19 protein-coding genes are annotated in these 24,927 nt (G+C 58.8%); 5 read left to right on the forward strand and 14 right to left on the reverse strand.

Features of this window, described 5'->3' with window-relative positions; translation table 11 throughout:
* Positions 1–4: 4 nt before the first annotated feature.
* The 5 genes from mdcE to mdcA are packed head-to-tail and all read right to left on the reverse strand — an operon-like array spanning position 5 to position 4,499.
* A complete protein-coding gene (gene mdcE, locus AR306_RS09865; RefSeq protein ID WP_101497409.1) occupies positions 5–820 on the reverse strand; it encodes a biotin-independent malonate decarboxylase subunit gamma in 816 nt (271 codons plus the stop codon).
* Positions 817–1,671 (reverse strand): biotin-independent malonate decarboxylase subunit beta, encoded by an 855-nt coding sequence (locus AR306_RS09870; RefSeq protein WP_101497410.1) that lies wholly within the window; start codon positions 1,669–1,671, stop codon positions 817–819. The genes mdcE and AR306_RS09870 overlap by 4 nt, the downstream gene beginning before the upstream one ends.
* Positions 1,664–1,963 (reverse strand): malonate decarboxylase subunit delta, encoded by a 300-nt coding sequence (locus AR306_RS09875; RefSeq protein WP_101497411.1) that lies wholly within the window; start codon positions 1,961–1,963, stop codon positions 1,664–1,666. The genes AR306_RS09870 and AR306_RS09875 overlap by 8 nt, the downstream gene beginning before the upstream one ends.
* Positions 1,951–2,823 (reverse strand): triphosphoribosyl-dephospho-CoA synthase, encoded by an 873-nt coding sequence (locus tag AR306_RS09880; protein WP_101497412.1) that lies wholly within the window; start codon positions 2,821–2,823, stop codon positions 1,951–1,953. Before AR306_RS09880 ends, AR306_RS09875 begins: the two co-directional genes overlap by 13 nt.
* The gene (gene mdcA, locus AR306_RS09885; protein ID WP_101497413.1) at positions 2,823–4,499 is read right to left on the reverse strand and encodes a malonate decarboxylase subunit alpha; all 1,677 of its coding nucleotides are present in this window, start codon (positions 4,497–4,499) and stop codon (positions 2,823–2,825) included. The genes AR306_RS09880 and mdcA overlap by 1 nt, the downstream gene beginning before the upstream one ends.
* Positions 4,500–4,797: 298 nt before the next feature.
* Here mdcA and AR306_RS09890 point away from each other — a divergent pair, with 298 nt between their 5' ends.
* Positions 4,798–5,250, forward strand: coding sequence for a carboxymuconolactone decarboxylase family protein (locus AR306_RS09890; RefSeq protein ID WP_101497414.1), 453 nt, complete (start codon positions 4,798–4,800; stop codon positions 5,248–5,250).
* A gap of 94 nt (positions 5,251–5,344) precedes the next feature.
* On the forward strand, positions 5,345–5,758 hold the full coding sequence (locus AR306_RS09895) for a GFA family protein (protein ID WP_101497415.1): 414 nt from the start codon (positions 5,345–5,347) through the stop codon (positions 5,756–5,758).
* A 1,053-nt stretch (positions 5,759–6,811) separates the two neighbouring features.
* Here AR306_RS09895 and AR306_RS09900 read toward each other — a convergent pair.
* On the reverse strand, positions 6,812–8,926 hold the full coding sequence (locus tag AR306_RS09900) for a TonB-dependent receptor plug domain-containing protein (protein ID WP_166627825.1): 2,115 nt from the start codon (positions 8,924–8,926) through the stop codon (positions 6,812–6,814).
* Positions 8,927–9,052: 126 nt separating this feature from the next.
* On the opposite strand from AR306_RS09900, the gene AR306_RS09905 reads away from it, so the two are divergent.
* Positions 9,053–10,009, forward strand: coding sequence for an endonuclease (locus AR306_RS09905; RefSeq protein ID WP_101497417.1), 957 nt, complete (start codon positions 9,053–9,055; stop codon positions 10,007–10,009).
* Positions 10,010–10,327: 318 nt separating this feature from the next.
* The gene (locus AR306_RS09910; RefSeq protein WP_166627824.1) at positions 10,328–12,256 is read left to right on the forward strand and encodes a methyl-accepting chemotaxis protein; all 1,929 of its coding nucleotides are present in this window, start codon (positions 10,328–10,330) and stop codon (positions 12,254–12,256) included.
* Positions 12,257–12,346: 90 nt separating this feature from the next.
* Here the strand turns inward: AR306_RS09910 and fghA are convergent, their stop codons facing one another.
* On the reverse strand, positions 12,347–13,177 hold the full coding sequence (gene fghA, locus AR306_RS09915) for an S-formylglutathione hydrolase (protein WP_101497419.1): 831 nt from the start codon (positions 13,175–13,177) through the stop codon (positions 12,347–12,349).
* A 249-nt stretch (positions 13,178–13,426) separates the two neighbouring features.
* Positions 13,427–14,539 carry an S-(hydroxymethyl)glutathione dehydrogenase/class III alcohol dehydrogenase gene (locus AR306_RS09920; protein WP_101497420.1) on the reverse strand — a complete coding sequence of 371 codons (1,113 nt, stop codon included), beginning with the start codon at positions 14,537–14,539 and terminating at the stop codon, positions 13,427–13,429.
* 151 nt (positions 14,540–14,690) lie between these two features.
* Between AR306_RS09920 and AR306_RS09925 the strand changes: the two genes are divergently transcribed.
* A complete protein-coding gene (locus AR306_RS09925; RefSeq protein ID WP_101497421.1) occupies positions 14,691–15,299 on the forward strand; it encodes a glutathione S-transferase family protein in 609 nt (202 codons plus the stop codon).
* A 271-nt stretch (positions 15,300–15,570) separates the two neighbouring features.
* On the opposite strand, the gene metE is transcribed toward AR306_RS09925, so the two are convergent.
* The 6 genes from metE to infB form a co-directional block, all read right to left on the reverse strand.
* A complete protein-coding gene (gene metE / locus AR306_RS09930; protein WP_101497422.1) occupies positions 15,571–17,871 on the reverse strand; it encodes a 5-methyltetrahydropteroyltriglutamate--homocysteine S-methyltransferase in 2,301 nt (766 codons plus the stop codon).
* A 404-nt stretch (positions 17,872–18,275) separates the two neighbouring features.
* Entirely contained in the window at positions 18,276–20,381 is a 2,106-nt protein-coding gene (pnp, locus tag AR306_RS09935) for a polyribonucleotide nucleotidyltransferase (RefSeq protein WP_101497423.1), read from the reverse strand.
* Positions 20,382–20,621: 240 nt separating this feature from the next.
* Complete coding sequence (rpsO, locus tag AR306_RS09940; protein ID WP_101497424.1) at positions 20,622–20,891, reverse strand: 30S ribosomal protein S15; 270 nt, start codon at positions 20,889–20,891, stop codon at positions 20,622–20,624.
* A 126-nt stretch (positions 20,892–21,017) separates the two neighbouring features.
* On the reverse strand, positions 21,018–21,938 hold the full coding sequence (gene truB, locus AR306_RS09945) for a tRNA pseudouridine(55) synthase TruB (protein WP_101497425.1): 921 nt from the start codon (positions 21,936–21,938) through the stop codon (positions 21,018–21,020).
* Positions 21,935–22,327, reverse strand: coding sequence for a 30S ribosome-binding factor RbfA (gene rbfA / locus AR306_RS09950; RefSeq protein WP_101497426.1), 393 nt, complete (start codon positions 22,325–22,327; stop codon positions 21,935–21,937). Before rbfA ends, truB begins: the two co-directional genes overlap by 4 nt.
* Positions 22,328–22,419: 92 nt before the next feature.
* Entirely contained in the window at positions 22,420–24,927 is a 2,508-nt protein-coding gene (gene infB, locus AR306_RS09955) for a translation initiation factor IF-2 (protein WP_101497427.1), read from the reverse strand.

Below are 24,927 nucleotides of genomic sequence, written 5' to 3' on the forward strand. Positions count from 1 at the left end.
TCCTCTAGCCTGCCAGCCACTGCTCACGCATCAGCGTGCGCACATGCGCGCTGGCCTGCCGGTTGGCAGCGCCCAGCCGGTTGTCGATGCCGCAGCCGTCCTTGCGCGCCTGCCCGATGCAGCCGGCCAGGTGTGTCCTGACGCTGTGTAGATCGTCAGCGTCCGGCTGTTCTGCCGAACCGACCTGCAAAGAGCCGCCGGTCAGCAGGCCAAGCGATGCGTAGTTGACGATGTCATAGGCCATCGGCGGAATACGGGCACTCAATGCCTCAAGCTGCTCCACGGTACGCAAGGTGACACGCGCGGCAGACTCCTTGCCCATGGCATGAACCATGACGCCGTCATCAAGCAGGGCAACAATCTGGTTGGCCTGATAGCCATGGGCCAAAAAACCGCCGGACATGGCCTTGCCAACCAGCAGGGCAATCACCGGATGGCCTTTCAGCCGGGCCTGCGCATAGGCCGCTGCCGCTGCCGCCAGCGCCAGGTGAATGCCCAGCGCTTCCTCGCGCCGGCCATAGGCCTGGCTGGGCACATCCACCACCGCCACAATCGGGGTTTTTACAGTCGCGTTTTCATCCTGGCTGATAATCCAGTGCACGGCTTTCGACAGGCCCCAGCCCTCGAGCAGCCCGACCTCGCCCTGCCTGGCCCGTGGAAACGGGTTACCGGCATCCGGGCGTACGCCAACAAAGTACACACCGGCATGCCCCGGCAGCTCACCCTGCGCCAGCAGCACCGAGCCGGGCAACTCCGGCCCTGCACTAACGGCGGTACCCAGGGCATCCATCCAGGTCTGGGTGCGGTTATTCGTACTCATGACAATTCCTCCGGCAATGTGCTGTATAGCTCGCGTACCTGTTCGGGTGTGACCTGCTCCTGACCAACCCGGGCCAGCTGCCCCAGGAAAAACTCGTGGCATTCACTGCGTGGCGTGGCGCTGTTGTCTGCCAGTCCCAGCCGGACCTGCTCACGAATGGCTTCGACCGAATCCTCACAGAAGGCATCCGCCAGATGGCTGGCATAACGCTGCTCGCCACCGGTGAAACTCCAGATGAACGGACGGTCCCGGGAGTCGTACTCGTCCAGACCGGCCTCCTGTTCAATGACCTGCGGACCGTTGAGGCCGATGCGGGCATCCCGGGTCACGATCAGGCGCGAACACAGGCCGGCGGCAATCGACATGCCGCCAAAGCAGCCGACCGTACCGGCGATAACACCGATGACTGGCCGCATGGCCCTGAGATCGACAATCGCTGCGTGGATATCGGCAATAGCCGCCAGCCCAAGGTTGGCCTCCTGCAGGCGTACTCCGCCGGTTTCCAGCAGCAGGATGGCTGCACGGGGAATACCGTTGCGGTTGTCTTCCGCTGCCAGCTCAAGGGCTGCGGCAATCTTCGCGCCCGACACTTCACCCATGCTGCCGCCCTGAAATTCGCCCTCAATGGCGGCCACAACCACCGGCTGGCCATCAATGGTGCCCTTGGCGATCACCACGCCATCATCGGCCTGGGTGACCAGCCCCTGCTGCTGCAGCCAGGGTGACTTGACCCGGTCAAAAGGCCCCAGCAGCTCGTGCATGCTGCCCTCGTCCAGCAGCGAGCGCACACGTGCCCGGGCACCCAGCTCAATAAAACTTTCCGCGTTCAGCAGTGCATTGAAATCAGGCATGCCCCATCTCCTCCAGACCCTGTTCGATACGCAAACGGACCACGCCGGGAGTCGCACCAAAATCGTTGATTTCCAGCTTCATCGCCGGGTACAGGCTTTCGGCAAACATCCGCTCAAACAGGTTCTGCCAGCGAGCCTCGCTGCCATCCACCGAAGTGGTCACCTGGACGCTGAGTACGCCGTCCACGTTGGGCTCCATCAACACTTCAAGATCGCCCGAGCCGACACAGCCAACCAGGCAACGCTGGGTGGCAGGCGCACCGGCCTTGAATTCAAATTCTAGGATTTCCATGCAATCACTCCTCTGGTGATCAGGCTGTCAATAAACAGGCAGGCACCCAGCAAGTCTGCGGCCCCGCCCGGTGAGGCATTGCGTTGCTGCATGCCTGCTTCCAGCGTGTCATAACAGGTCTGGCCGGCCCGGGTGCCATAGCCTCCGACAGTCAGAACTTTTTGTGCCTGCTGCTGCATCCACTCCAGGCCCTCAAGGCCCGAACGGTGCACAACACAGGTGTCATCCAGCCGTGCGGCAATGGCTAGCAAGGCGTCAACGCGCGCGGCCTGCTCGGACATGCCGGCCTTGCGGCTGCGGTAAAGCTGCTCAAGACCATCCATGATCTGGGGAAAGTTGCGTGCAGCCTGCTCACGCGCGCCACCCACGCCATAACGGATGCGAGCCTGCGCGCCATTGCTGGATTGGCCGGCAACATGAAAGCGGTCATCCATTCGCGCCAGCGCGCCAGCGTTGTTGAGCAGGTCCGGCACTGTTGCCGGAGCCTGACGCACACAGAGCCCGCCAATCAGCAAGCCCAGCGCCCAGATCGCCCCCCGGTGTGTATTGACCCCACCGGTTTCCTGCAACATGACGTGCTCGCCAAGCCGTCCAAGCCGGGCCAGCTCTTCACGCAAAAACTGGTTGACCCATTGATGGCGGGCAGCCTCCTGCGCAAGCAGGTCAAATGTGGTCCGCAGGCTTTCTGCCGAATGCTCCATCAGCCGGAGCGTCAGGTCCCGGTGTACCCCGCTGCCGCGCAGGTCAACCAGCCCGGGTTTGGGCGTCAGGCGGACCTCTTCAAGCAGCGCCAACACTGCCAGGTCGGCCAGCCCGGCGTGTGTCAGCGGCGACACATAATTCAATGCCAAGGCTCTCATTACCAGCTCCTGAAACGTGCGGGCGGGTTGTACAGGCCACCGGACCAGGTGACCAGATCGGCCACGCTCTTGGCAGACAACAGGCTGCGGGAGGCATCGGTACGGCGGATTCCGAGATCCTCCGGCAAAGCAATCAGCCCCTGCTGGCGCATTTGCGCGGTATCAGCCGGATTGTGTTTCAAGCCGACACTGGTGACCCCGGCCACCGCCGCAATCATCTGTTCACGCTGCTGCAAGGACTGCGCCTTATACAGATAGGCGATGCCCTCTTCGGTCAGCAGGTGGGTCACGTCATCGCCATAGATCATCACGGGCGCCAGCGGCATGCCGGTCTTCTTCGCCACATCGACGGCATCAAGCTGATCGACAAAGGTCGGCTTGCCGCCTTCCTGGAAGGTTTCCACCATCTGTACCACCAGTTTCTTGCCACGCTCCAGCAGAGTCTGCTCCGGCGTGGCCTGCTGCTGCAGCAAGTCCAGCCAGGCATCGCTGGGGTGACGGCGGCCACGCGGGTCATGCCCCATGTTCGGTGCGCCGCCAAAACCGGCCAGCCGGCCACGTGTCACGGTAGAGGAATGTCCCTGTCCGTCAACCTGCAAGGTGGCACCAATGAAAAGGTCAACGGCGTACTGGCCAGCCAGCTGGCACATCATGCGGTTGGAGCGCAGGGAGCCGTCGCGGCCGGTAAAGAAGACATCCGGCCGTGCGGCCACATACTCTTCCATGCCCATTTCGGCACCAAAGCAATGGATGCTTTTCACCCAGCCGGACTCGATCGCCGGAATCATGGTGGGGTGCGGGTTCAGGGCCCAGTGCTGGCAGATTTTGCCCTTGAGCCCGAGTTGCTCGCCATAGGTCGGCAAAATCAGCTCGATCGCCGCTGTGTTGAAGCCGATCCCGTGGTTGAGGGACTGCACATTATGCCGGGCATACACGCCCTTGATCGCCATCATCGCCATCAGCACATGCACAGAAGTGATATGCCTCGGGTCACGGGTAAACAGCGGCTCGATGTAGAATGGTTTGTCCGCCACCACAACAAAATCAACCCAGGACGCCGGAATGTCGACCCGTGGCAGTGCCTCCGGATCATCCACCACTTCGTTAACCTGAACGATAACGATGCCGTCACTGAACGCGGTAGGCTCGACCAGTGCCGGGGTGTCTTCCGTGCTGGGCCCGGTATAGATGTTGCCAGCACGGTCGGCGGCATAACCGGCCACCAGCGTGACGTTTGGCGTCAGGTCGATGAGCAGACGCGAGTAGAGTTCGATGTAGGTATGAATTGCACCGATTTCCAGCAGGCCGTCTTCCATCAGCTGCCCGATCCGCAGGCTTTGCGGGCCAGCAAATGAGAAGTCCAGCCTGCGGGCAATGCCCTGCTCGAACAGGTCAAGGTGCTCGGGCCGGCTCACGCTAGGCATGATCATGTGCAGATCATGCAGCTTGCCGGGGTCCACCCTGGCCAGCGAGCGTGACAGGAAGTCGGCCTGTTTCTGGTTGTTGCCTTCCAGCACCACCTTGTCACCGGGAGCAATCAGCACCTCAAGAGCCTGGGTGATGTTTTCGGTTTCCAGAACCACGCCGTCCGAAAAACGCCGGGCTGCGGCCAGCCTGCGCTGCTTCTCTTCACGTCTGCGTGTCCAGTTGCGCGGAGTGTTTGTTGTAGTCGTCATGTAACTTCACCTGGGTTAACGTTCGGTTTGAAACTACCGTGCGCACCCGGTCACATCAATTAACCGAACCCCGAATTCATTAACTAAAAGTTAACGATTATATTTCTTTTGACTTAAGTGTTTGATTTGCCTGCAAGTCAGTGACCGACTGGTCAAACGGGCTTTCCGGGGCATATGACTTTGGTCGGATAAAAAACCACCAAAAAAAGCTCCGAACCCCCTTCCCCTTTCCGCTACTTGCGCAGAGCGCCAGCAGGTTTACCATCAGGGGCTCACTTGCATGTTTACGGAGCTTACGATGGAGCAGCGACTCGATTACCAGAAGATTTCCAGCGGCGCATTCAGGGCCATGCTGGGCATGGAAAACCATGTGCGCCAGTGCGGCCTGGAACACTCCCTGCTTGAGCTGGTGAAAACCCGTGCCTCACAGATCAACGGTTGTGCCTACTGCATCGACATGCACACCAAGGACGCCCGTGCCGCCGGCGAAACCGAACAGCGCCTGTATGGCCTGAGCGCCTGGCACGAAACCCCGTTTTATACTGAACGTGAACGCGCCGCCCTTGAACTGACCGAAGCCGTCACCCTGATCGCCAACGGCCCTGTACCGGACGAGCTGTACCAGCGGGTGCGCGAGCATTTCTCAGAAGAGGAAACTGTCAACCTGGTGACTGCCATCATCGCCATCAACGGCTGGAACCGCCTGGCCCTGACGTTCCGTACCGTGGCCGGCACCTATCAGCGGGGCTGAGCCCGACTTGCCACACCGCAAAGACCTGCCGCCAGGCTGCTACTGAACGGCAGGCCGATCCCGTGAAAACAACCAAGACAAGAGGTCAACAACCATGAAAGGCAGCTGTTTGTGTGGAAGCGTGAAGTACGCGATCGATCCACCCTTCAAGATGTTCCAGTATTGCCACTGTTCAAGGTGCCAGAAGTTCACCGGCAGCCAGCACTCGGCAAATATTTTTGTATCGCCGGAACAGTTTCGCTGGCTGCAAGGCAGTGAGCAGGTCGGCACCTATGACCTGCCCGATTCCAGGTACCTGACTACGGCATTTTGCAAGAACTGCGGCTCGTCCCTGCCTTTCACGGTCAAGGGCGGCAGCAATGTGGTGGTGCCGGCAGGCACCCTGGATGAAGATCCCGGCATTCGCCCACAAGGCAATATCTACTGGGGTTCGCGTGCCTCCTGGTGTGTCGAAACCGCCGAGTTGCCCAAGCACGAGGAACTGCCGCCACGTAAAAAAACCACGTAGGTGCGAATTTATTCGCACAGCGCTCTATTTGCCGTTTGTTTGCACAATTGCTCATTTACCGTTTGTTCGAATAAATTCGACCCTACAGGTCTCACGCGTGATGCAGCGACAAGACCCGGTACAATCCGGGTTCTGCGGCTGCGCTATACCGCTGTAACCGAGGGCTTCACCGGCGTAGGTGCGAATTTATTCGCACAGCGCTCTATTTGCCGTTTGTTTGCACAATTGCTCATTTACCGTTTGTTCGAATAAATCCGAACCTACAGGTCTCACGCGTGATGCAGCGACAAGACCCGGTACAATCCGGGTTCTGCGGCTGCGCTATACCGCTGTAACCGAGGGCTTCACCGGCGTAGGTGCGAATTTATTCGCACAGCGCTCTATTTGCCGTTTGTTTGCACAATTGCTCATTTACCGTTTGTTCGAATAAATTCGAACCTACAGGTCTCACGCGTGATGCAGCGACAAGACCCGGTACAATCCGGGTTCTGCGGCTGCGCTATACCGCTGTAACCGAGGGCTTCAACCGGCGTAGGTGCGAATTTATTCGCACAGCGCTTTATTTGCGGTTTGTTCGCACAATTGCTCATTTACCGTTTGTTCGAATAAATTCGAACCTACAGGTCTCACGCGTGATGCAGCGACAAGACCCGGTACAATCCGGGTTCTGCGGCTGCGCTATACCGCTGTAACCGAGGGCTTCAACCGGCGTAGGTGCGAATTTATTCGCACAGCGCTTTATTTGCGGTTTGTTCGCACAATTGCTCATTTACCGTTTGTTCGAATAAATTCGAACCTACAGGCCTCACGCGTGACGCAGCGGCAAGACCTGTTACTATCCGGGCTCTGCGGCTGCGCTATACCGCTGTAACCGAGGGCTTCACCGGCGTAGGTGCGAATTTATTCGCACAGCGCTTTATTTGCGGTTTGTTCGCACAATTGCTCATTTACCGTTTGTTCGAATAAATTCGAACCTACAGGCCTCACGCGTGACACAGCCGCAAGACCCGGTACAATCCGGGTTCTGCGGCTGCGTCATGTTGCTTTGCCGGTTTAGAAGCTCCAGCGCAGCTCCACATCCAGCGCACGGCCTGCAGCCTGCAGCTCGTCCGGATTGCGGTAGCGGCGGTTGGCGAGGTTCTGTGCCAGCACTGCAACGCTCAGGTTTGGCAGCCAGGCCGGCTGGTAGTAGGCACCCACATTCAGCTCGGCATAGGAGCTGGTACGCTGACGATCCGGGTCACCCTTGGAGTCGTAATCATCACGACGTGACTTGCCGCCACCACGCACATAGAAGTCCAGCTCCAACTCCTGTGTGGCATACCACTCAACACCGGCACGCCCCTGGAACTTGGGCAAGCCGCTGTCCCAGGTTTTCAGACCGGTACCATATTCAAGACGACGCTTTTGGGCCCCCATATTGACGTAAGGACGCCAGCTTTCCAGCTGATAAGCCAGCATCAGCTCCACCCCGGTAGTGCTGGCTTTGTTGGCATTGAACCACTGAAAACAAATATCCGTGGTTGCACAAGCTGTTAAGTAATCATCAGCAGTGCTGCTAATTCGTACTTTATCGATGAAGTTTTTCGCCTTGCTGTGGTACAGGGCCAGGTCAGCTGTCAGCTGTTCACCTTCCATACGCCAGCCGACCTCATAGGTAGTGGCTTTTTCAGCTTTCAGGTCGGGGTTGCCGTAGTTCATCGCACCATTGCCCGGAGTCGCCGAAAACTGCTGGGTCAAACTCGGGTAGGTATAGCCTTGGGCAATATTGGCCCGAAGTGATGATAATTCATTGTATTGCCACACCAGTGATGCTGAGCCCACCAGTTGATCGTCGGTTTTCTTGGTTTTACCTCGATCGGTACTCTTTTTCAGGCGAGATTCAATATCGTAGTAGCGGGCACCCAGGTTGGCCTCCAGACTGTCAGTCAGCTTGATCTGTTGCTGGACAAATGCCGACCAAAAGGCCTGCTCAGACAACTGGCTGGATGGAGTCAGTGTTGTCACCGGCGGCATAGCGGCTGGCACACGTGCAATTCTGGTTGCCAACTTGTCTACATCCAGTTTGTCTTTCTGATACTCAAAGCCGAATACCGTATTGTTATCAGCAAACAGGCGGCTAGCTGCCGTAAACTGCAAGCCATGGGTGGTCAGCTTGTCATGGGAGCGGGTAAAGGTGTTTCGCGTCATGATGGGGGCCATATCAATATTGATTGTGTTATCCATCACCCGCTTACCGGTCTGGTGAAAGATCCGCCCATCAATGCTATGAAACAGCGCACTGTCATCCTCAAAGGTATAGGTCAGTGCATTACGCAACGAATCCCGCTTGGGGAAGTCCAGCCCCATCTCCATGTTTTCCTGCGCTGGCAGCCAGGCTTCTGCCTCCTGCTTGAAGTAATCTCCCTGCCAGGCAATACGCTGACGCTCATCCAGCGTCCAGCCAAGTTCGGCAGACAACGACTTCTGCTCCGAGCCGCTAGGCTTCAGACGGCTGTACTTGTTGGGGTCATCAGTTCCCTTGGCCGTTCCGCGCGGAATGCGGCGGTCACCAAAGTCCGCTTTGCTGGCCTGCAAACGCCAGTCAAAGCGGTCGGTAGCACCAAGAATGCCACCATTTAGGCGATGACCACGGGTAGCGGAATAGTAACCGGCACCAACAAAGGCTTCGGTATCACCGGCTGCTGTACGACGGGTGGTGATGTTGACCACACCACCAATGGCGTTGCTGCCATGCACCACCGAAGCGGAGCCGCGCACCACCTCGATGCGTTCGATCATGTTGACGTCCAGCAGCAGCGGCGAGCCGTAACTGGAGTGGTCGGGAATCGGCTGGCCATTGACCTTGACCAGCACCCGGCGCGAGCTTTCACCGCGCAGAGAGATACGTTTCATACCGGCCACACCAGAGTCCACAATCGCCACACCGGGGATGTCGCGCAACACTTCAGCCAGATCCGCTACCGGCTTGCGCTGAATCTGCTCCTGATCCACCACGGTAATGGATGCCGGTGCACGCAGGGTTTCCTGCTTGTAACCGGTGGCCGAAACCACCATGGCCGGCAATTCGGCAGAGCCCTGCGCCGACCATGCCGCCGGCGATACGCCGAGCCCGCCAGCGGCACACAACATGACAGCTACCGCCAAAGGCGTTTTCGACATCAACATGAAGCACTCCAAAACTCGAAAAAACAGGGCGACAGGATACATTAAGCCAGCATGATTTACAGTCCTGTCAGCAGCAATCGGCAGCCTTGGCTATAGTAGGCAGCCGCCCGTTCCGGAGTCCTGCCTGTGTCATCCCGTATCCTGCGTTTCTGGCTTGCCGGCCTGCTGTTTCTCGGCACTACGGCTGCCGCCCATGGCCAGCCGGCCAACTTCGAGGACGCCAAACAGCTGCTGCGCGACAGGGTCTATTTCGACCAGCACCAAAACGGTGCCCAGGGCACCCTGTACTGCGGTTGCAACTGGCGCTGGACCGGCGCCAGCGGCGGTCGTGTCGATCTGGCCAGCTGCGGCTATCAGGTCCGTGCTCTGCCCCAGCGGGCAGCCCGCATCGAGTGGGAACACGTGGTACCGGCCAGCTGGCTAGGTCAGCAACGTCAATGCTGGCAACAAGGTGGGCGCAATCACTGCCGTGACAGCGACCCGCTGTTCAATCTGATGGAAGCCGACATGCACAACCTTGCACCGGTGATTGGCGAGGTCAATGCCGACCGCTCCAATTATCGCTTTGGCACGGCACCGCAGGCAGAGGCGATGTATGGGCGCTGCACCAGCCGCACCGACTTCAAAAAAAGGGTTTTCGAGCCGCGCCGTGAAGTGCGCGGCATGGTCGCCCGGATCAATTTCTACATGCACGACCGCTACAACCTGAAAATGTCACAGCAGCAGCAACAGCTGTTCATGCAATGGCACAAGGCATACCCGCCCGGCACCTGGGAGCTGGAGCGCAACCGCAGGATCAAGTCAGTTACCGGCCAGGACAACCCCTTCGTCAGCGGCACGCGCCAGTGGCAGCCCGGACACAGGAACAGCGCTGAAGGCCTGCGCCTGCCACCGGCAAGCCGGCACAAAGCGCCAGCGGCAACGGCAACCACAGCCCGGGTCAAGGGCAACCGCAACAGCAGGATCTATCACCTGCCGCACTGCCCCAACTATGCCGATGTCAACCCGCGCAATGTGGTACCGTTCCGGTCCGAACAGCAAGCGCGTCAAGCCGGTTATCGCAAGGCACGCAACTGCCCCTGACAACAGCGTGACCAACAAGTCAACTAACCGGCACAATATTCCACAGCACGCTGAACACGTCAGAAAACAGCCACTTGACGCTGTATTTACCGTCAAAGCCATGCATTTTCAGCGCCTGATCAAGTTTGCATGATTTTAGCCGATAGCCCGGAAGCAACGGTTATACACTTATGCACCCTAATGACAAATCGCGCCGGAAAATCGCTTACCGACTTGCAGGCATGTTTTTTGCTTAGAAAACCTGTAGCGTTCCTTTTCCGGCACGATCGCCTGGAAACTCCCGTTTACACCCAATCGATTCAACCGAGTAATAAACTGATGAAAAACCTGAAAGTAATGACCAAGCTGGCAATAGGCTTTGGTGCCGTCGTATTACTGCTGGCAACCATGTCAATCAGCAACCTGATGGGCCTCAACCATATTTCCGAACGCGGCAAAAACCTGGATTTGCTGTATGAAATCGAGGATGGCACCATCCGCCTGCAGCAGCTCAGTAACGCCTATCAGATCGACCCGGACATCCGTCATCTGGAAAGCACCGCAACCCTGGTCAACGATATCACCGGTTATGTACGGGAGGTGACCGGCCGCCTGACCCTGGAGCAGAGCCGAATCAAGGTGGGCGAAGTGCCGACAATGGCACAAACCTACTATCAGGCATTCCAGTCGTATGCTGACGCGCAGCGCACCAAAGCGGATAACGTGAAAAATGCCGTTGAGCTGGGCTACAGATCGGACGACCTGATCAGTCGACTGAATCCGCTAATCAATGGTCCGGCCCAGCGCCCGGTACTGCATGACAACATGGCCGCAGCCACGGCCGGACGACTCAGCAGCCGCTTGCTGACCGCACGCAAAAATCTGGCTTATCAGGCCAGGGGCTACCTGATGACAGAAACCCCGGAGGCGATGCAGGTACTGGAAACAGCCTACAGCGACCTGCAGGAGATTGCACAACAGCTACAGGCCAGCCTGTTCCTGACACCCCAGGCCAGCCAGTTGCTGGATGAAGTCATCACCAGCACCGCCCAATACATGGCAGCCCTGCGTGACATCCCTGCCCTGGTGAGCCGACAGGACAACGCCCTCCAGTCAATGAACCAGACATTCAATGATCTGTACACACGCACGCTGGAACTGACCAGCGTACAAAGCGAATTCATGAATAGCGAGATCAGCAAGTCCACCCGGGTATCCATTAGCCTGTCGATTGTTGCCATCTTGCTGGCAATCCTGATTGCCTGGCTAATTGCCCGCCAGATTACCCAGCCACTTGAAGCCGCAGTCCGCATTGCCCAGAGCATCGGCAACCGTGACATGACCGGCAATGGTGTGGAACAGCGCAGTGACGAGTTCGGCACCCTGCTGCGCGCGCTGGATACAACACGCAGCAACCTGCGCGACGCCCTTGGCGAAGTCAACGGTGTCACCACCCAGCTGGCCGCTGCTGCCGAAGAGCTGTCGGTAGTCACCGGCCAGACCAGCGCCGGTGTCAATGCCCAACGGGTCGAAACCGAGCAGGTGGCAACCGCCATGAACGAAATGGCCGCCACCGTGCATGAAGTGGCACAAAATTCCGAAGAAGCAGCCCAGGCCGCACAAAAAGCCGACCAGCAGGCACAAAGCGGCAACAAGGTACTGCAAACGGCACTGGATGCGATTTCGCGCCTGTCCGGTGAAGTGCAGGAAAGCGCCCAGGCGATGTACCGCCTGAACGAGAACAGCGCCAACATCAGCACAGTGCTGACCGTGATCAACGGGATTGCCGAGCAGACCAACCTGCTGGCCCTCAACGCGGCCATTGAGGCCGCCCGTGCCGGCGAAGCCGGACGCGGTTTTGCCGTGGTTGCCGACGAAGTCCGTGGCCTTGCCCACCGCACCCAGGAGTCCACTGCCCAGATCGAGGAGCTGATTGCCACCCTGCAAAAGGGCGCACAAGATGCCGTCGAAATGATGGACAGCAGCAGCAGCCTGGCCGGCAATACCCTGGAGCTGGCACAGCAAGCCGGTGGCGAGCTGGCAGCGATTACCCGTACCGTATCTGAAATCCAGGCGATGAACATGCAGATCGCCACGGCCGCCGAGGAGCAAAGCTCAGTCGCCGAAGAGATCAACCGCAGCGTCATCAACGTCAACAACATTGCCGACCAGTCGGCCGCCGCTGTGGAAGAAATGGCCGCATCCTCGGCCGACCTGGCCCGCCTGGGTCAGGCCCTGCAGGATCTGGTGACACGCTTCAAGGTGTAACCGGGCTCCTGGTTTCCCGTTCAAAACAAAACCGGCGCATAGTGCGCCGGTTTTGTTTGTATCTGTAGCCGACCGCCGGCCAGGAGCCAGTCAGCCCTGCAAAGCGGCCGCGTGATGGGCGATATGCTCCTCGATGAAGGATGCGATGAAGTAATAGCTATGGTCGTAGCCTTCCTGGTAACGGATGGTAGCCGGATAACCCGCCTTGCTACAGGCGTCTTCCAGCAAGCCGGTACGCAGCTGCTCTTCCAGGAAATTGTCCGCCAGCCCCTGATCCACCAACAGTGGCAGTTTTTCCTGCGCCTTGGCAATCAGCACTACAGCATCGTACTCAAGCCAGGTATCGCGGTCATCACCCAGATAGGCAGCAAACGCCTTTTCACCCCAGGGCACCTGACTCGGCGCAACAATGGGAGCAAACGCGGAAACACTGCGGTAGCGGCCGGGATTTTTCAGCGCCAGCACCAGCGCGCCATGGCCGCCCATTGAGTGCCCGCTGATGGCACGGGCATCCGTCGCCGGAAAGTGCTGCTCAATCAGTGCCGGCAGCTCGTCCCTGATGTAGTCATACATGCGGTAGTGTGGCGCCCAGGGCTGCTGCGTGGCATTGACATAAAAGCCGGCACCCTGCCCCAGATCATAGGCATCGTCGTTGGCGACATCATCGCCACGCGGACTGGTATCCGGTGCCACGATGATCACTCCGTGCTCGGCCGCATAACGCTGGGCATTGGCCTTGGTGATGAAGTTCTGCTCGTTACAGGTCAGCCCGGACAGCCAGTACAGCACCGGGCATTTCTTTTCGGCTGCCGCCGGCGGCAGATAGACGGCAAAATTGACCGTGCAGTCAAGGCTTTCCGACTTGTGCTGCCAGACTTCCTGCCAGCCACCAAAACAGGCATGACGTTCAATACGTTCCATGAATTATTTCTCCTTATCAAGAATTTTGACTTTATGAATAACGGCCATGCCGCACACAGTCGCAGCATGACAGAGCCACCGCGACAGCAGCCCGGCCAAGCCGGGCCAACCTCCCCCCAAACACACGCGGTATATCCGGGGCCGGGTGAGGTTGGCGAAAGCCTCAGCGAGTGTTTCGAAGCTTGCTTCGAGACGGGAAGCGCAGCTTTACGCCAGCCTCATCCAGCCCCATCACCGCAAGGTAAAATCTCACTCAAAATGCACAACAGAGCGAATCGACTTGCCCTCATGCATCAGGTCGAACGCCTCGTTGATATCCTCCAGCCCCATGGTGTGGGTAACAAAAGGCTCCAGCTCGATCTTGCCCTGCATGGCATCTTCCACCATGCCCGGCAACTGGCTACGCCCTTTCACACCACCAAAGGCGGTACCCTTCCAGGCACGCCCGGTCACCAGCTGGAACGGCCGGGTGGAAATTTCCTTGCCGGCCCCAGCCACACCGATAATCACCGACTGACCCCAGCCGCGGTGGGCACATTCCAGCGCCGAACGCATCACCTCGACATTGCCGATGCACTCAAACGAGTGATCCACACCCCAGCCGGTCATCTCGACAATCACTTCCTGGATCGGCTTGTCGTGGTCCTTGGGATTGATGCAGTCGGTCGCACCAAACTGGCGTGCCAGCTCGAACTTGTCCGGGTTCAGGTCTACCGCAATAATGCGGCCGGCGCCCGCCTGGCGCGCCCCCTGAATCACCGCCAGGCCAATACCGCCCAGTCCGAACACCGCCACGCTGTCACCTTTTTGCACCTTGGCCGTGTTATGCACCGCGCCAATACCGGTGGTCACACCACAGCCCAGCAGGCACACCTGTTCGGGGTTGGCATCCGGGTTGATCTTGGCCAGCGACACTTCAGCCACCACCGTGTACTCGCTAAAGGTGGAACAGCCCATGTAGTGATAAATCGGCTGGCCGTTATAAGAAAAACGGGTGGTACCGTCCGGCATCAACCCCTTGCCCTGGGTAGCGCGTACCGCCACACAAAGGTTGGTCTTGCCGGATGTACAGAACAGGCACTCGCCGCATTCGGCGGTATACAGCGGAATCACATGATCGCCAGGTTTGACGCTGGTCACACCCTCGCCCACCTCAACCACAATGCCTGCACCTTCGTGGCCCAGAATGGCCGGAAATACACCCTCGGGATCGGCACCGGACAGGGTAAAGGCATCGGTATGGCAAACACCAGTATGGGTAATTTTCACCAACACCTCGCCTGCCCTGGGCGGCTCGACGTCCACTTCGACAATTTGCAGAGGTTCACCGGGGGCAAAAGCTACGGCAGCGCGTGATTTCATGGTCTTTCCTTCTGGTGGAACAATAATGATATTCGCAAACATCTAGCCACTGCCATCGGCTGCTGTCAAGGAGCGCCGGTGGCGCTATGGACAATCCGGATAGCGAGGCAGACAATGCTGGGGTCAACAGACAACAAGCGAGGAAAACATCATGAAACTCTATAGTTTTACCGGTTCCTGCGCACTGGCCAGCCATATCTGCCTGCTCTGGGCACAGCTACCTTTCGGGCTGGAAATGCTCGAGCGTGACCAGATGTCCACGGACGCCATCCGCCGACTCAGCCCCAACGGCAAGGTACCCATTCTGGTCGACCGCGACACCGTACTGACCCAGAACAATGCCATCCTGCACTATATTGCCGACAGCAACCCTGCAGCCAATCTGCTCGGTGGCACACTCAAGGAGCGCGCGGCAACCAACATGTGGCTGGGCCTGATCAACTCCGACATGCATCCGGCCTACACGCCGCTATTTGGCGCAACCGCCTATCTGGCTGATGAAGCTGTCATCGAACAGACGAAAGCCAATGCCCGCCAGCGGCTGCGTATCTATTATGAGCAGATCGACCAGCAACTCGAAGGCCGTGACTGGCTGACCGGCACCCGCTCGGTAGCAGACGCCTACTTGTATGTCACCGGACTATGGGCCGGCTTTGTCGAAGTGGATCTGAGCGGACTAGTCAACCTGGCCCGCTTCATGGAGCGCATGAAGACCGACCCTGCCGTGCAGCAGGCCATGAAGGATCAGGGGCTGGCGTAGATACGCAGCTTCTCATCAAGTAACTCTGTCATGCTGCGCGTAGTCGCAGCATCCATTAAACGTGTATGTGCGAATTTATTCGCACATATGTCTTCATATACCCAGCTGTGCTGAGAGTTTTGTTCGAATAAATTCGAACCTACAGCTACCCCTGCGCATTGGCACTAATGAAGATTGCCGTATCAAAAAAGGGGTCAGGTCCATATTTTCTCTTTAAGAAAAATGTACCTGACCCCTTTTCTGATGAATAGTCGGCGTCCCTGCCTTTCCCTTACACCTCCCTGGCGTATTCTTCACGCAGCTGCTTCGCTGCAGTAACCATGTGTTCCAGTGCCGCTTTGGTCTCCGGCCAGCCACGGGTTTTCAGGCCGCAGTCGGGATTGGCCCAGAGTTGCTCCACCGGCAGGCGCTGGGCCGCCTTGCGCAGCAGGTTGGCCATTTCTTCGCTGTCCGGTACACGGGGCGAGTGAATGTCGTACACGCCGGGACCAATGTCGTTCGGATAGTGGAAGCTCTCGAACGCATCCAGCAGTTCCATTTGCGAGCGCGAAGTTTCGATGGTGATCACGTCGGCATCCATGGCGGCAATGGCGGCGATCACGTCGTTAAATTCGCTGTAACACATGTGGGTGTGAATCTGGGTTTCGTCACGCACACCGCTGGCGGTCAGACGGAAAGACTCGGTGGCCCAGTCCAGATACTCCTGCCAGTCGGCACGGCGCAGCGGCAGGCCTTCACGGAAGGCGGCTTCGTCAATCTGGATGATCTTGATGCCGGCGGCTTCCAGATCGACCACTTCGTCACGAATCGCCAGCGCCAGTTGCTGCGCCTGCTGCTTGCGGGTCAAGTCTTCACGCGGGAAGGACCACATCAGCATGGTCACCGGACCAGTCAGCATGCCCTTCATGATCTTGCCGGTCTGCTGCTGGGCGTAGGCAATCCACTCCACGGTCATGGCCTCGGGGCGGGAAATATCGCCGTAGATCACCGCAGGTTTTACGCAACGCGAACCATAGCTCTGCACCCAGCCAAAGCGGGTGAACAGATAGCCGTCCAGTTGCTCGGCAAAATACTCGACCATGTCATTGCGCTCGGCTTCGCCGTGTACCAGCACGTCCAGACCCAGCTCTTCCTGCACTTCGACCGCCAGACGGATTTGCTCCTGCATGGCTGCCTTGTATTGCGCTTCGCTCAGTTTGCCCTGACGCAGCCCCTGACGGGCGGCGCGAATATCGGCCGTCTGCGGGAAAGAGCCAATGGTGGTGGTCGGGAACAGCGGCAGATTCAGGCGTTCGCGTTGCAGCTTGATACGCTCGGCAAATGGCGAGTTGCGCTGGCTGTCCTTGCTGCTGATGGCAGCAATGCGCTGCTGCACCTGTGGCTTGTGGATGCGCGGTGAGGCGGCACGACTGGCCTGCACCTTGCGGCTTTGCTCCAGTGCGGCCTGCACCTTGGCGCTATCGGGGTTATTGATGGCTTCGGCGAGAATGGCAACTTCTTCGCACTTCTGCACGGCAAACGCCAGCCAGCTTTTCAGTTCATCATCAAGCTGGTCCTCACGCGCCAGATCCACCGGGCTGTGCAGCAGCGAGCAGGATGGCGCGACCCACAGACGATCACCCAGACGCTCGTGAGCGTGATTCAGGGTTTCAAGAATCTTTTCCAGATCGGCACGCCAGACGTTGCGGCCATTAACCACGCCCAGTGACAGCACTTTATAGGCGGGCAGACGGTCGAGAATCGTCGGGTATTGTTCCGGCGCACGTACCAGATCAATGTGCAAGCCATCTACCGGCAGGTTGGCGGCCAGTCCCAGATTATCGTCCAGACCGGAGAAGTAGGTGGCAATCAGCTTTTTGCCCGGCTCGGTTTGCAGCAGGTTGTAAGCACGTTCGAAGGCGTTCTTCCATTCTTGCGGCAGATCAAGCCCCAGAATTGGCTCGTCAATCTGCACCCACTCCACGCCCTGGCTATTCAGCTTGCGCAGAATTTCACCGTACACCGGCAACAAGCGCTCCAGCAGGTCGAGACGATTAAAGCCTGCTTCCTTCTCTTTCGCCAGCCACAGCCAGGTCAGCGGACCGATGATCACCGGCTTGACCTTGTGACCCAGCGCCAGTGCTTCATCGACTTCTTCAAACAGCTCATTCCAGCTCAGGCTGAACTGCTGATCGGAGGTCAGCTCCGGTACCAGATAATGGTAGTTGGTATCGAACCATTTGGTCATTTCCTGCGCATGGGCACCACCACAGCAGCTGCTGCCCACCACGCCACGGGCGATGGCAAACAGGGTGTCCAGCGTCGGCTTTTCGCCAGCTTTCAGGAACCGCTCGGGAATCGCGCCGAAGGTCAGGCTGTGGGTCAGTACCTGGTCGTACCAGGCAAAGTCGCCAACCGGCAGCAGCTCGATACCGGCATCTTTCTGGAGTTGCCAGTGTTTTGCCCGCAGTTCACGGCCGGTCTGTTGCAGTTGTTCCTGGCTGATATCACCTTTCCAGTAAGCTTCGACGGCTTTTTTCAATTCACGGTCGCCGCCAATGCGCGGGAAGCCGAGGTTGTGTGCTAATGCCATTGGGGCACCTCCTTAAAGTTGAGGTGGCCATTGTCATGCCGAATAGCTGTTGAAACAAACTCAAAGATTTAACATTGATCATGAGTTTTTTTCATATTGATGAAGGAGTTTTATTTTGTGGCTTCATGCGAGTTGGAACGGATTTGTGTGGGGTGCTGGATAGGCAATATTTGCCTGTAGGTGCGAATTTATTCGCACACAAATCTCAGCTGTCTCGTCATGCTCCGCTTGTCCGAATAAATTCGGACCTACAGTTGATAACTGACTGATTTGGCCACTACAACCAGAAACAGGATCCTGCGATTCCGCTTCGTTACACGCAGGATGACAGCAAAGGTGAAAACACTCCCCCATAAACGCAAAAAGCCACCCAAAGGTGGCTTTTTGCTCAAGCAGCGAAACGCTTACGCCTGTTCGGCGCGAGCGGCTTCGACGTCCTTGATGGACAGCTTGATGCGGCCACGGTTGTCCACGTCCAGTACAACCACGTCGATCATCTCGCCTTCTTTCAGGTAGTCGGTGACTTTTTCCACGCGCTCGTTGCTGATCATGGAAATGTGCACCAGACCATCCTTGCCAGGCAGGATGTTGACAAAGGCACCGAAGTCAACGATGCGCTCGACCTTGCCGTGGTAGATCTTGCCGATCTCGGCTTCGGCGGTGATGCTCAGGACGCGCTCGCGTGCGGCTTCGGCATCTTCCTTGGTCTGGCCAAAGATCTTGATGGAACCGTCGTCTTCGATGTCGATGGAAGCGTTGGTTTCTTCACAGATGGCGCGGATGGTGGCACCGCCTTTGCCGATCACGTCACGGATCTTGTCCGCGTCGATACGCATGGTCAGCATGGACGGTGCGTTCTCGGAGATCTCGCTGCGTGAGGCCGGCAGGACCTGGTTCATCTGGTCGAGGATGGTGATACGCGCGGCATGAGCCTGCTCCAGCGCGATTTCCATGATTTCCTCGGTGATGCCTTCGATCTTGATGTCCATCTGCAGCGCGGTGACGCCATTGGCGGTACCGGCTACCTTGAAGTCCATGTCGCCGAGGTGGTCTTCGTCACCCAGGATGTCGGTCAGAACGGCAAAACGCTCGCCTTCCTTGACCAGACCCATGGCAATACCGGCCACCGGTGCTTTCATCGGCACACCGGCATCCATCAGCGCCAGGGAGGCACCACAGACGGAAGCCATGGAGCTGGAGCCGTTGGATTCGGTGATCTCGGAAACCACACGCACGGTGTAGGGGAAATCGTCAACGTTGGGCAGCATGGCAGCAACGCCACGACGGGCCAGACGGCCATGACCAATTTCACGACGGCCGGTGGCACCCATGCGGCCACACTCGCCTACGGAGTACGGAGGGAAGTTGTAGTGCAGCATGAAGTGGTCACGCTTCTCGCCTTCCAGGGTATCCAGCAGCTGGGCATCACGGGCGGTGCCGAGGGTTGCCACAACCAGCGCCTGGGTTTCGCCACGGGTGAACAGGGCAGAACCGTGGGTCTTGTCCAGCACACCGACTTCGATGTTCAGCGGACGCACGGTCTTGGTGTCACGGCCGTCGATACGCGGCTTGCCGGAGACGATGTTCTCGCGCACGGTGCGGTATTCGATCTCGCCGAAGCAGTCCTTGACTTCCTGGGTGCATGGACCGGTTTCATCGTTGACCAGCGCAGCAATGGCCTGGTCACGCAGCTCGCCCAGACGGGCGTAACGGTCTTGCTTGATGGTGATGGTGTAGGCCTTGGAAATTTCCTCACCGAACTGGCCGCTGATGGCGTTCAGCAGCTCGGTGTTTTCGGCAGGGGCCTGCCAGTCCCAGCGTGGCTTGGCAGCCTGGGCGGCGAATTCCTTGATGGCGTTGATGGCCACCTGGAACTCTTCATGCGCGTACAGCACCGCGCCCAGCATCTGGTCTTCGGTCAGCTCTTTGGCTTCGGATTCAACCATCAGTACCGCATCTTCGGTACCGGCAACCACCATGTCCAGAGCGGACGCCTGCAGCTGCTCGTAGGTCGGGTTCAGCAGGTAGCCGGATTCGGGGTGGAAACCAACACGGGCGGCACCGATCGGGCCGTTGAACGGAATGCCGGAAACGGCCAGCGCAGCCGAGGTACCGAGCATCGCGGCGATGTCCGGATCGGTCTTCTTGCTGGTGGAAATGACAGTACAGATGACCTGTACTTCGTTGTGGAAGCCGTTCGGGAACAGCGGGCGGATCGGACGGTCGATCAGGCGCGAGGTCAGGGTTTCCTTCTCGGAAGGGCGGGCCTCACGCTTGAAGAAACCACCGGGGATCTTGCCGGCGGCGTAGGTCTTTTCCTGGTAGTGAACGGACAGCGGGAAGAAGTCCTTGCCCGGATCGGCCTGCTTGGCGCCAACCACGGTCACCAGTACGGTGACGTCGTTGTCCACTTTTACCAGTACGGCACCGGAAGCCTGACGCGCAACGCGGCCGGTTTCCAGGGTTACGGTCGACTGACCGAATTGAAATGTCTTGATTACCGGATTCACGGTTTATTCCTTCTTTCTTTGTTACCGGGGGGAACAGTTCAGGTCCGCCGGGCCATGGCCCTTGCGGCTTCGCAGTATTCTTTTATGGAAACTCTGAAAATCAGCCGTGCTGGCACAGATGCTTTTCAGAGCTTCCACCGGGTAACGGGCAGTTAAAAAACAAAAAGCTGGCGGCTGAAGCATCGGGTTTGCACCTGAAACACCCCAGAACACCAGCTTTTCGCACTGAATTGCGTTCGCTTAGCGACGCAGACCCAGACGACCGATCAGGGCAGCATAACGGCCCAGGTCTTTCTTCTTCAGGTAATCCAGCAGCTTGCGGCGCTGGTTGACCATACGGATCAGGCCACGACGGGAGTGGTGGTCTTTCTTGTTGGTCTTGAAGTGGTCTTGCAGCTTGTTGATGTTGGCGGTCAGCAGGGCAACCTGGACTTCGGGTGAACCGGTGTCACCGGCGGCTTGCTGGTAATCGCTAACAATCTGGGCTTTTTCTTCAACGCTAAGTGCCATGTCTGGCTCCTTCAATCATGGACAGGCCGGGCTGCTCTCGTGGTCACAGTCCCGTGTTTGGGAAATGGAATGACCGCGCCTGCCGACAGCCACCCATGGGTTCCGGTCTGAGCCGGAAAAACTTGTCTATTGTGACCTAATCAGTCGTCTGGGCGCAACCAGTCCGTCATCGTCGATCTCGGCCACGCCAATAAATTCCTGTGCATGACTGTATACCCGCACCAGGCCGCTGGCCGGGGCACCGGGCGCACGCACCGGCTGGCCGTTCTGCCAATAGAAGGTAGTGTGTTCGGTCAGGGTCACAGCGGGCCAGTCCAGCAGGCCGGCATCACTGGGCAGCAGATGCACGTCCAGCGCCTCACTGCCCTGCTCTTCATGCAGCGCGATCAGCTGATCCAGCGTGATGGATTGCGACAGGTCAAACGGTCCGGCCTGGGTACGGCGCAGGCCCGCAACATGGGCACCGCAACCCAGCACTGCACCAATGTCTTCGGCCAGCGTGCGAATGTAGGTGCCCTTGCTACAGCTGACGCGCAGGCGCAGCAGGTCGCCGTCCAGCGACAGCAGGCTCAGCTCGGCAATGTGTACCGGACGCGCCTTGCGCTCGACCACTTCGCCGGCCCGGGCCAGCTTGTACAGCGGCTGGCCGTCCTGCTTGAGTGCCGAATACATCGGCGGCACCTGCATGATGTCGCCACGGAACTGTGGCAACACCGCTTCGATCTGCTCCCGCGTGACGCTGACCGGACGGATTTCCACCACCTGGCCCTCGGCATCACCGGTATCGGTGGTCTGGCCGAGCCGGACGTCGGCTTCATAGACCTTGTCGGCATCCAGCAGATAGCGGGAAAACTTGGTGGCCTCGCCAAAGCACAGCGGCAGCACGCCTGTGGCCAGCGGGTCCAGACTGCCGGTGTGGCCGCCCTTGTCAGAATTGAACAGCCAGCGGACCTTTTGCAAGGCGCCGTTGGAGCTGACACCCAGCGGCTTGTCCAGAATCAGGATGCCGCTCACGCTACGACGTTTGCGCTTGACCTGCTGACTCACTGGCTGTCCTCATCCGTCTGGTGATGGTTGCGGTCACTGGCGACGGCACGCTCAATCAGTGACGACAGATAAGCACCACGGCTGACACTCTCGTCATAATAAAAATGCAGCTGCGGTATGCTGCGCACCCTGATCGCCTTGCCCAGCAGCATGCGCAGGTAGCCCGCCGTTTCGTTGAGCACCTCCAGGTTGCAGTCAATGGTTTCAGCGTCATCACTGTTCATCAGCGTGATGTAGACCTTGGCATGGCCCAGGTCACGGCTGACATCAACACCGGTCAGGGTGACGAAGCCCAGGCGCGGATCTTTCACCTCACGCGGAATCAGCACCGCCAGTTCACGCTGGATCTGGTCGCCGACCCGCTGGGCACGGCTATATTGTTTGCTCATGATGTTGTACCTCATGCAGCCTTGTATTGAAGCAACAAACGGCACGCCAGACAGGCTGGTCGTGCCGTTGTCGTATTGCTGGCATCTGAAGGTCAGAGTGTGCGGGCCACTTCGATCTTCTCGAACACCTCGATCTTGTCGCCGACCTTGACGTCGTTGTAGCTCTTGACGCCGATACCGCACTCCATGCCGTGACGCACTTCGCTGACGTCGTCCTTGTAGCGGCGCAGGGATTCCAGCTCGCCTTCAAAGATCACCACGTCATCACGCAGTACGCGGATCGGACGGCTGCGCAGCACGGTACCCTCAATGACCATACAGCCGGCAATGGCACCAATCTTCGGTGAACGGAAGACATCGCGCACTTCGGCGACACCAATGATCTGCTCGCGCAGGTCACTGCCGAGCATGCCGGTCAGCGCTTTCTTCACATCCTCGATGATGTCATAGATGATGTTGTAGTAGCGCATTTCGAGGCTTTCGGTCTCGACGATCTTGCGCGCACCGGCGTCGGCACGCACGTTGAAGCCGAAGATCACCGCATTGGATGCCAGCGCCAGGTTGGCATCGCTCTCGGTGATACCGCCGACGCCGCCTGCCACCACGCGCACTTCGACCTCGTCGTTGCCCAGCTCGGTAAGCGAGCTTTGCAGGGCTTCGAGGGTACCGCGCACGTCGGCCTTGATGACCACGTTGAGCACTTTCTTCTCTTCCTGGCCCATGCTTTCGAAGATGTTCTCCAGCTTGCCGGCGGAAGCGCGGGCCAGCTTGACCTCGCGGAACTTGCCTTGACGGAACAGGGCGATTTCACGCGCCTTGCGCTCGTCGGCAACCACGGTCATTTCGTCACCGGCTTCAGGGGTACCGTCCAGACCGAGAATTTCGACCGGAATCGAAGGGCCGGCTTCCTGGATCGGCTTGCCGTTCTCGTCCAGCATGGCACGTACGCGGCCGAAGTTGACGCCGACCAGCACCATGTCGCCCTGGTGCAGGGTACCGTTCTGAACCAGAATCGATGCAACCGGGCCACGGCCCTTGTCCAGACGGGACTCGATCACCACACCACGGCCGGAGGCGCTCGGAATCGCAGTCAGTTCAAGTACTTCAGACTGCAGCAGAACCGCTTCAAGCAGCTCGTCGATACCTGTGCCCTGCTTGGCAGAAACATGCACGAACTGGGTATCGCCGCCCCACTCTTCGGGGATCACGTCATGCTGGGCCAGATCGTTCTTGATGCGGTCCGGATCGGCCTCGGGCTTGTCGATCTTGTTCACCGCCACGATGATCGGAACGCCGGCCGCCTTGGCGTGCTGGATACCCTCGATGGTCTGTGGCATCACACCGTCGTCAGCTGCAACCACCAGAATCACGATGTCGGTGGCCTTGGCACCACGGGCCCGCATGGCGGTAAACGCAGCGTGACCGGGGGTGTCAAGGAAGGTGATCATGCCGCCTTCGGTTTTCACGTGGTAGGCACCGATGTGCTGGGTAATGCCGCCAGCTTCGCCAGTGGCCACCTTGGCGCGACGGATGTAGTCGAGCAGAGAGGTCTTGCCGTGGTCAACGTGACCCATGACGGTCACTACCGGAGCACGCTGGAAGGATTCACCTTCCATCTTCAGCGACTCGGCCAGTTGCTCTTCAAGGATGTCATCACTGATCAGTTTGACCTTGTGACCCATTTCTTCGGCCACCAGCATCGCGGTATCCTGGTCCAGCACCTGGTTGATGGTAACCGGGGTGCCCAGTTTGAACATGAACTTGACTACCTCGCCACCCTTGACCGACATCTGGGCCGCCAGGTCGGCAACGGTGATGGTCTCGCCGATCTGCACTTCGCGCACGATCGGGCCAGCCGGTGTCTGGAAGCCGTGCTCGTTGCGACGCTTGTTGCGGTTGCGACCGCCACGGCCGCGTCTGCCACCGTCCTCGTCACCATCACGCAGGCTGATCTTGCGGCCCTGTGGGCGCTGTGCGGCCGGTTTGCGATCACGACGATCGTCGTCCTCGCGACGGGTACTGCGGCGCGATTCTTCTTTCTTGCGCTCGGTGCGCTCGGCTGCAGGTTGCTCGACAACCGGAGCGGCAACAGGTGCAGGGGCAGCTTCCTGCGCCTGGCGGGCCTGTTCCTCGGCTTTTTCACGAGCGGCCTTGGCCTCGGCCTCTTTGGCCAGACGCGCCTGCTCTACTGCCTCGATGCGACGCTGTTCAGCTTCCTGCACGATGTTGGCAGTCGACTCCTGTACCACCGGCTCGGCCACGGGCGCGGCAGCCGGCTTGGCAACGGCCTCCTCGGCGGCGATTTCCTCGGCACTGCGCTTGACGTAGGTACGCTTCTTGCGTACTTCAACGCTGATGGTCTTGCTGCCCGGCGCACGCAGGGTCGTAGTGGTCTTGCGCTGCAGGGTGATTTTCTTGCCATCACCGGACTTGTCACCCGGTGCTGCGCGCAGGTGGGCCAGCAGCTTCTGCTTTTCCGCATCATTGACTGCGTCAGAAGCCTTGGTGTGAGCCAATCCGGCCTCTTTCATCTGCTGCAGCAACAGCTCAACCGGTGTATTAACCGTTTGAGCCAAATCTTTAACCGTGACTTGCGTCAT

The organism is Thiopseudomonas denitrificans, from assembly GCF_002866065.1.
Taxonomy (GTDB): domain Bacteria; phylum Pseudomonadota; class Gammaproteobacteria; order Pseudomonadales; family Pseudomonadaceae; genus Thiopseudomonas; species Thiopseudomonas denitrificans.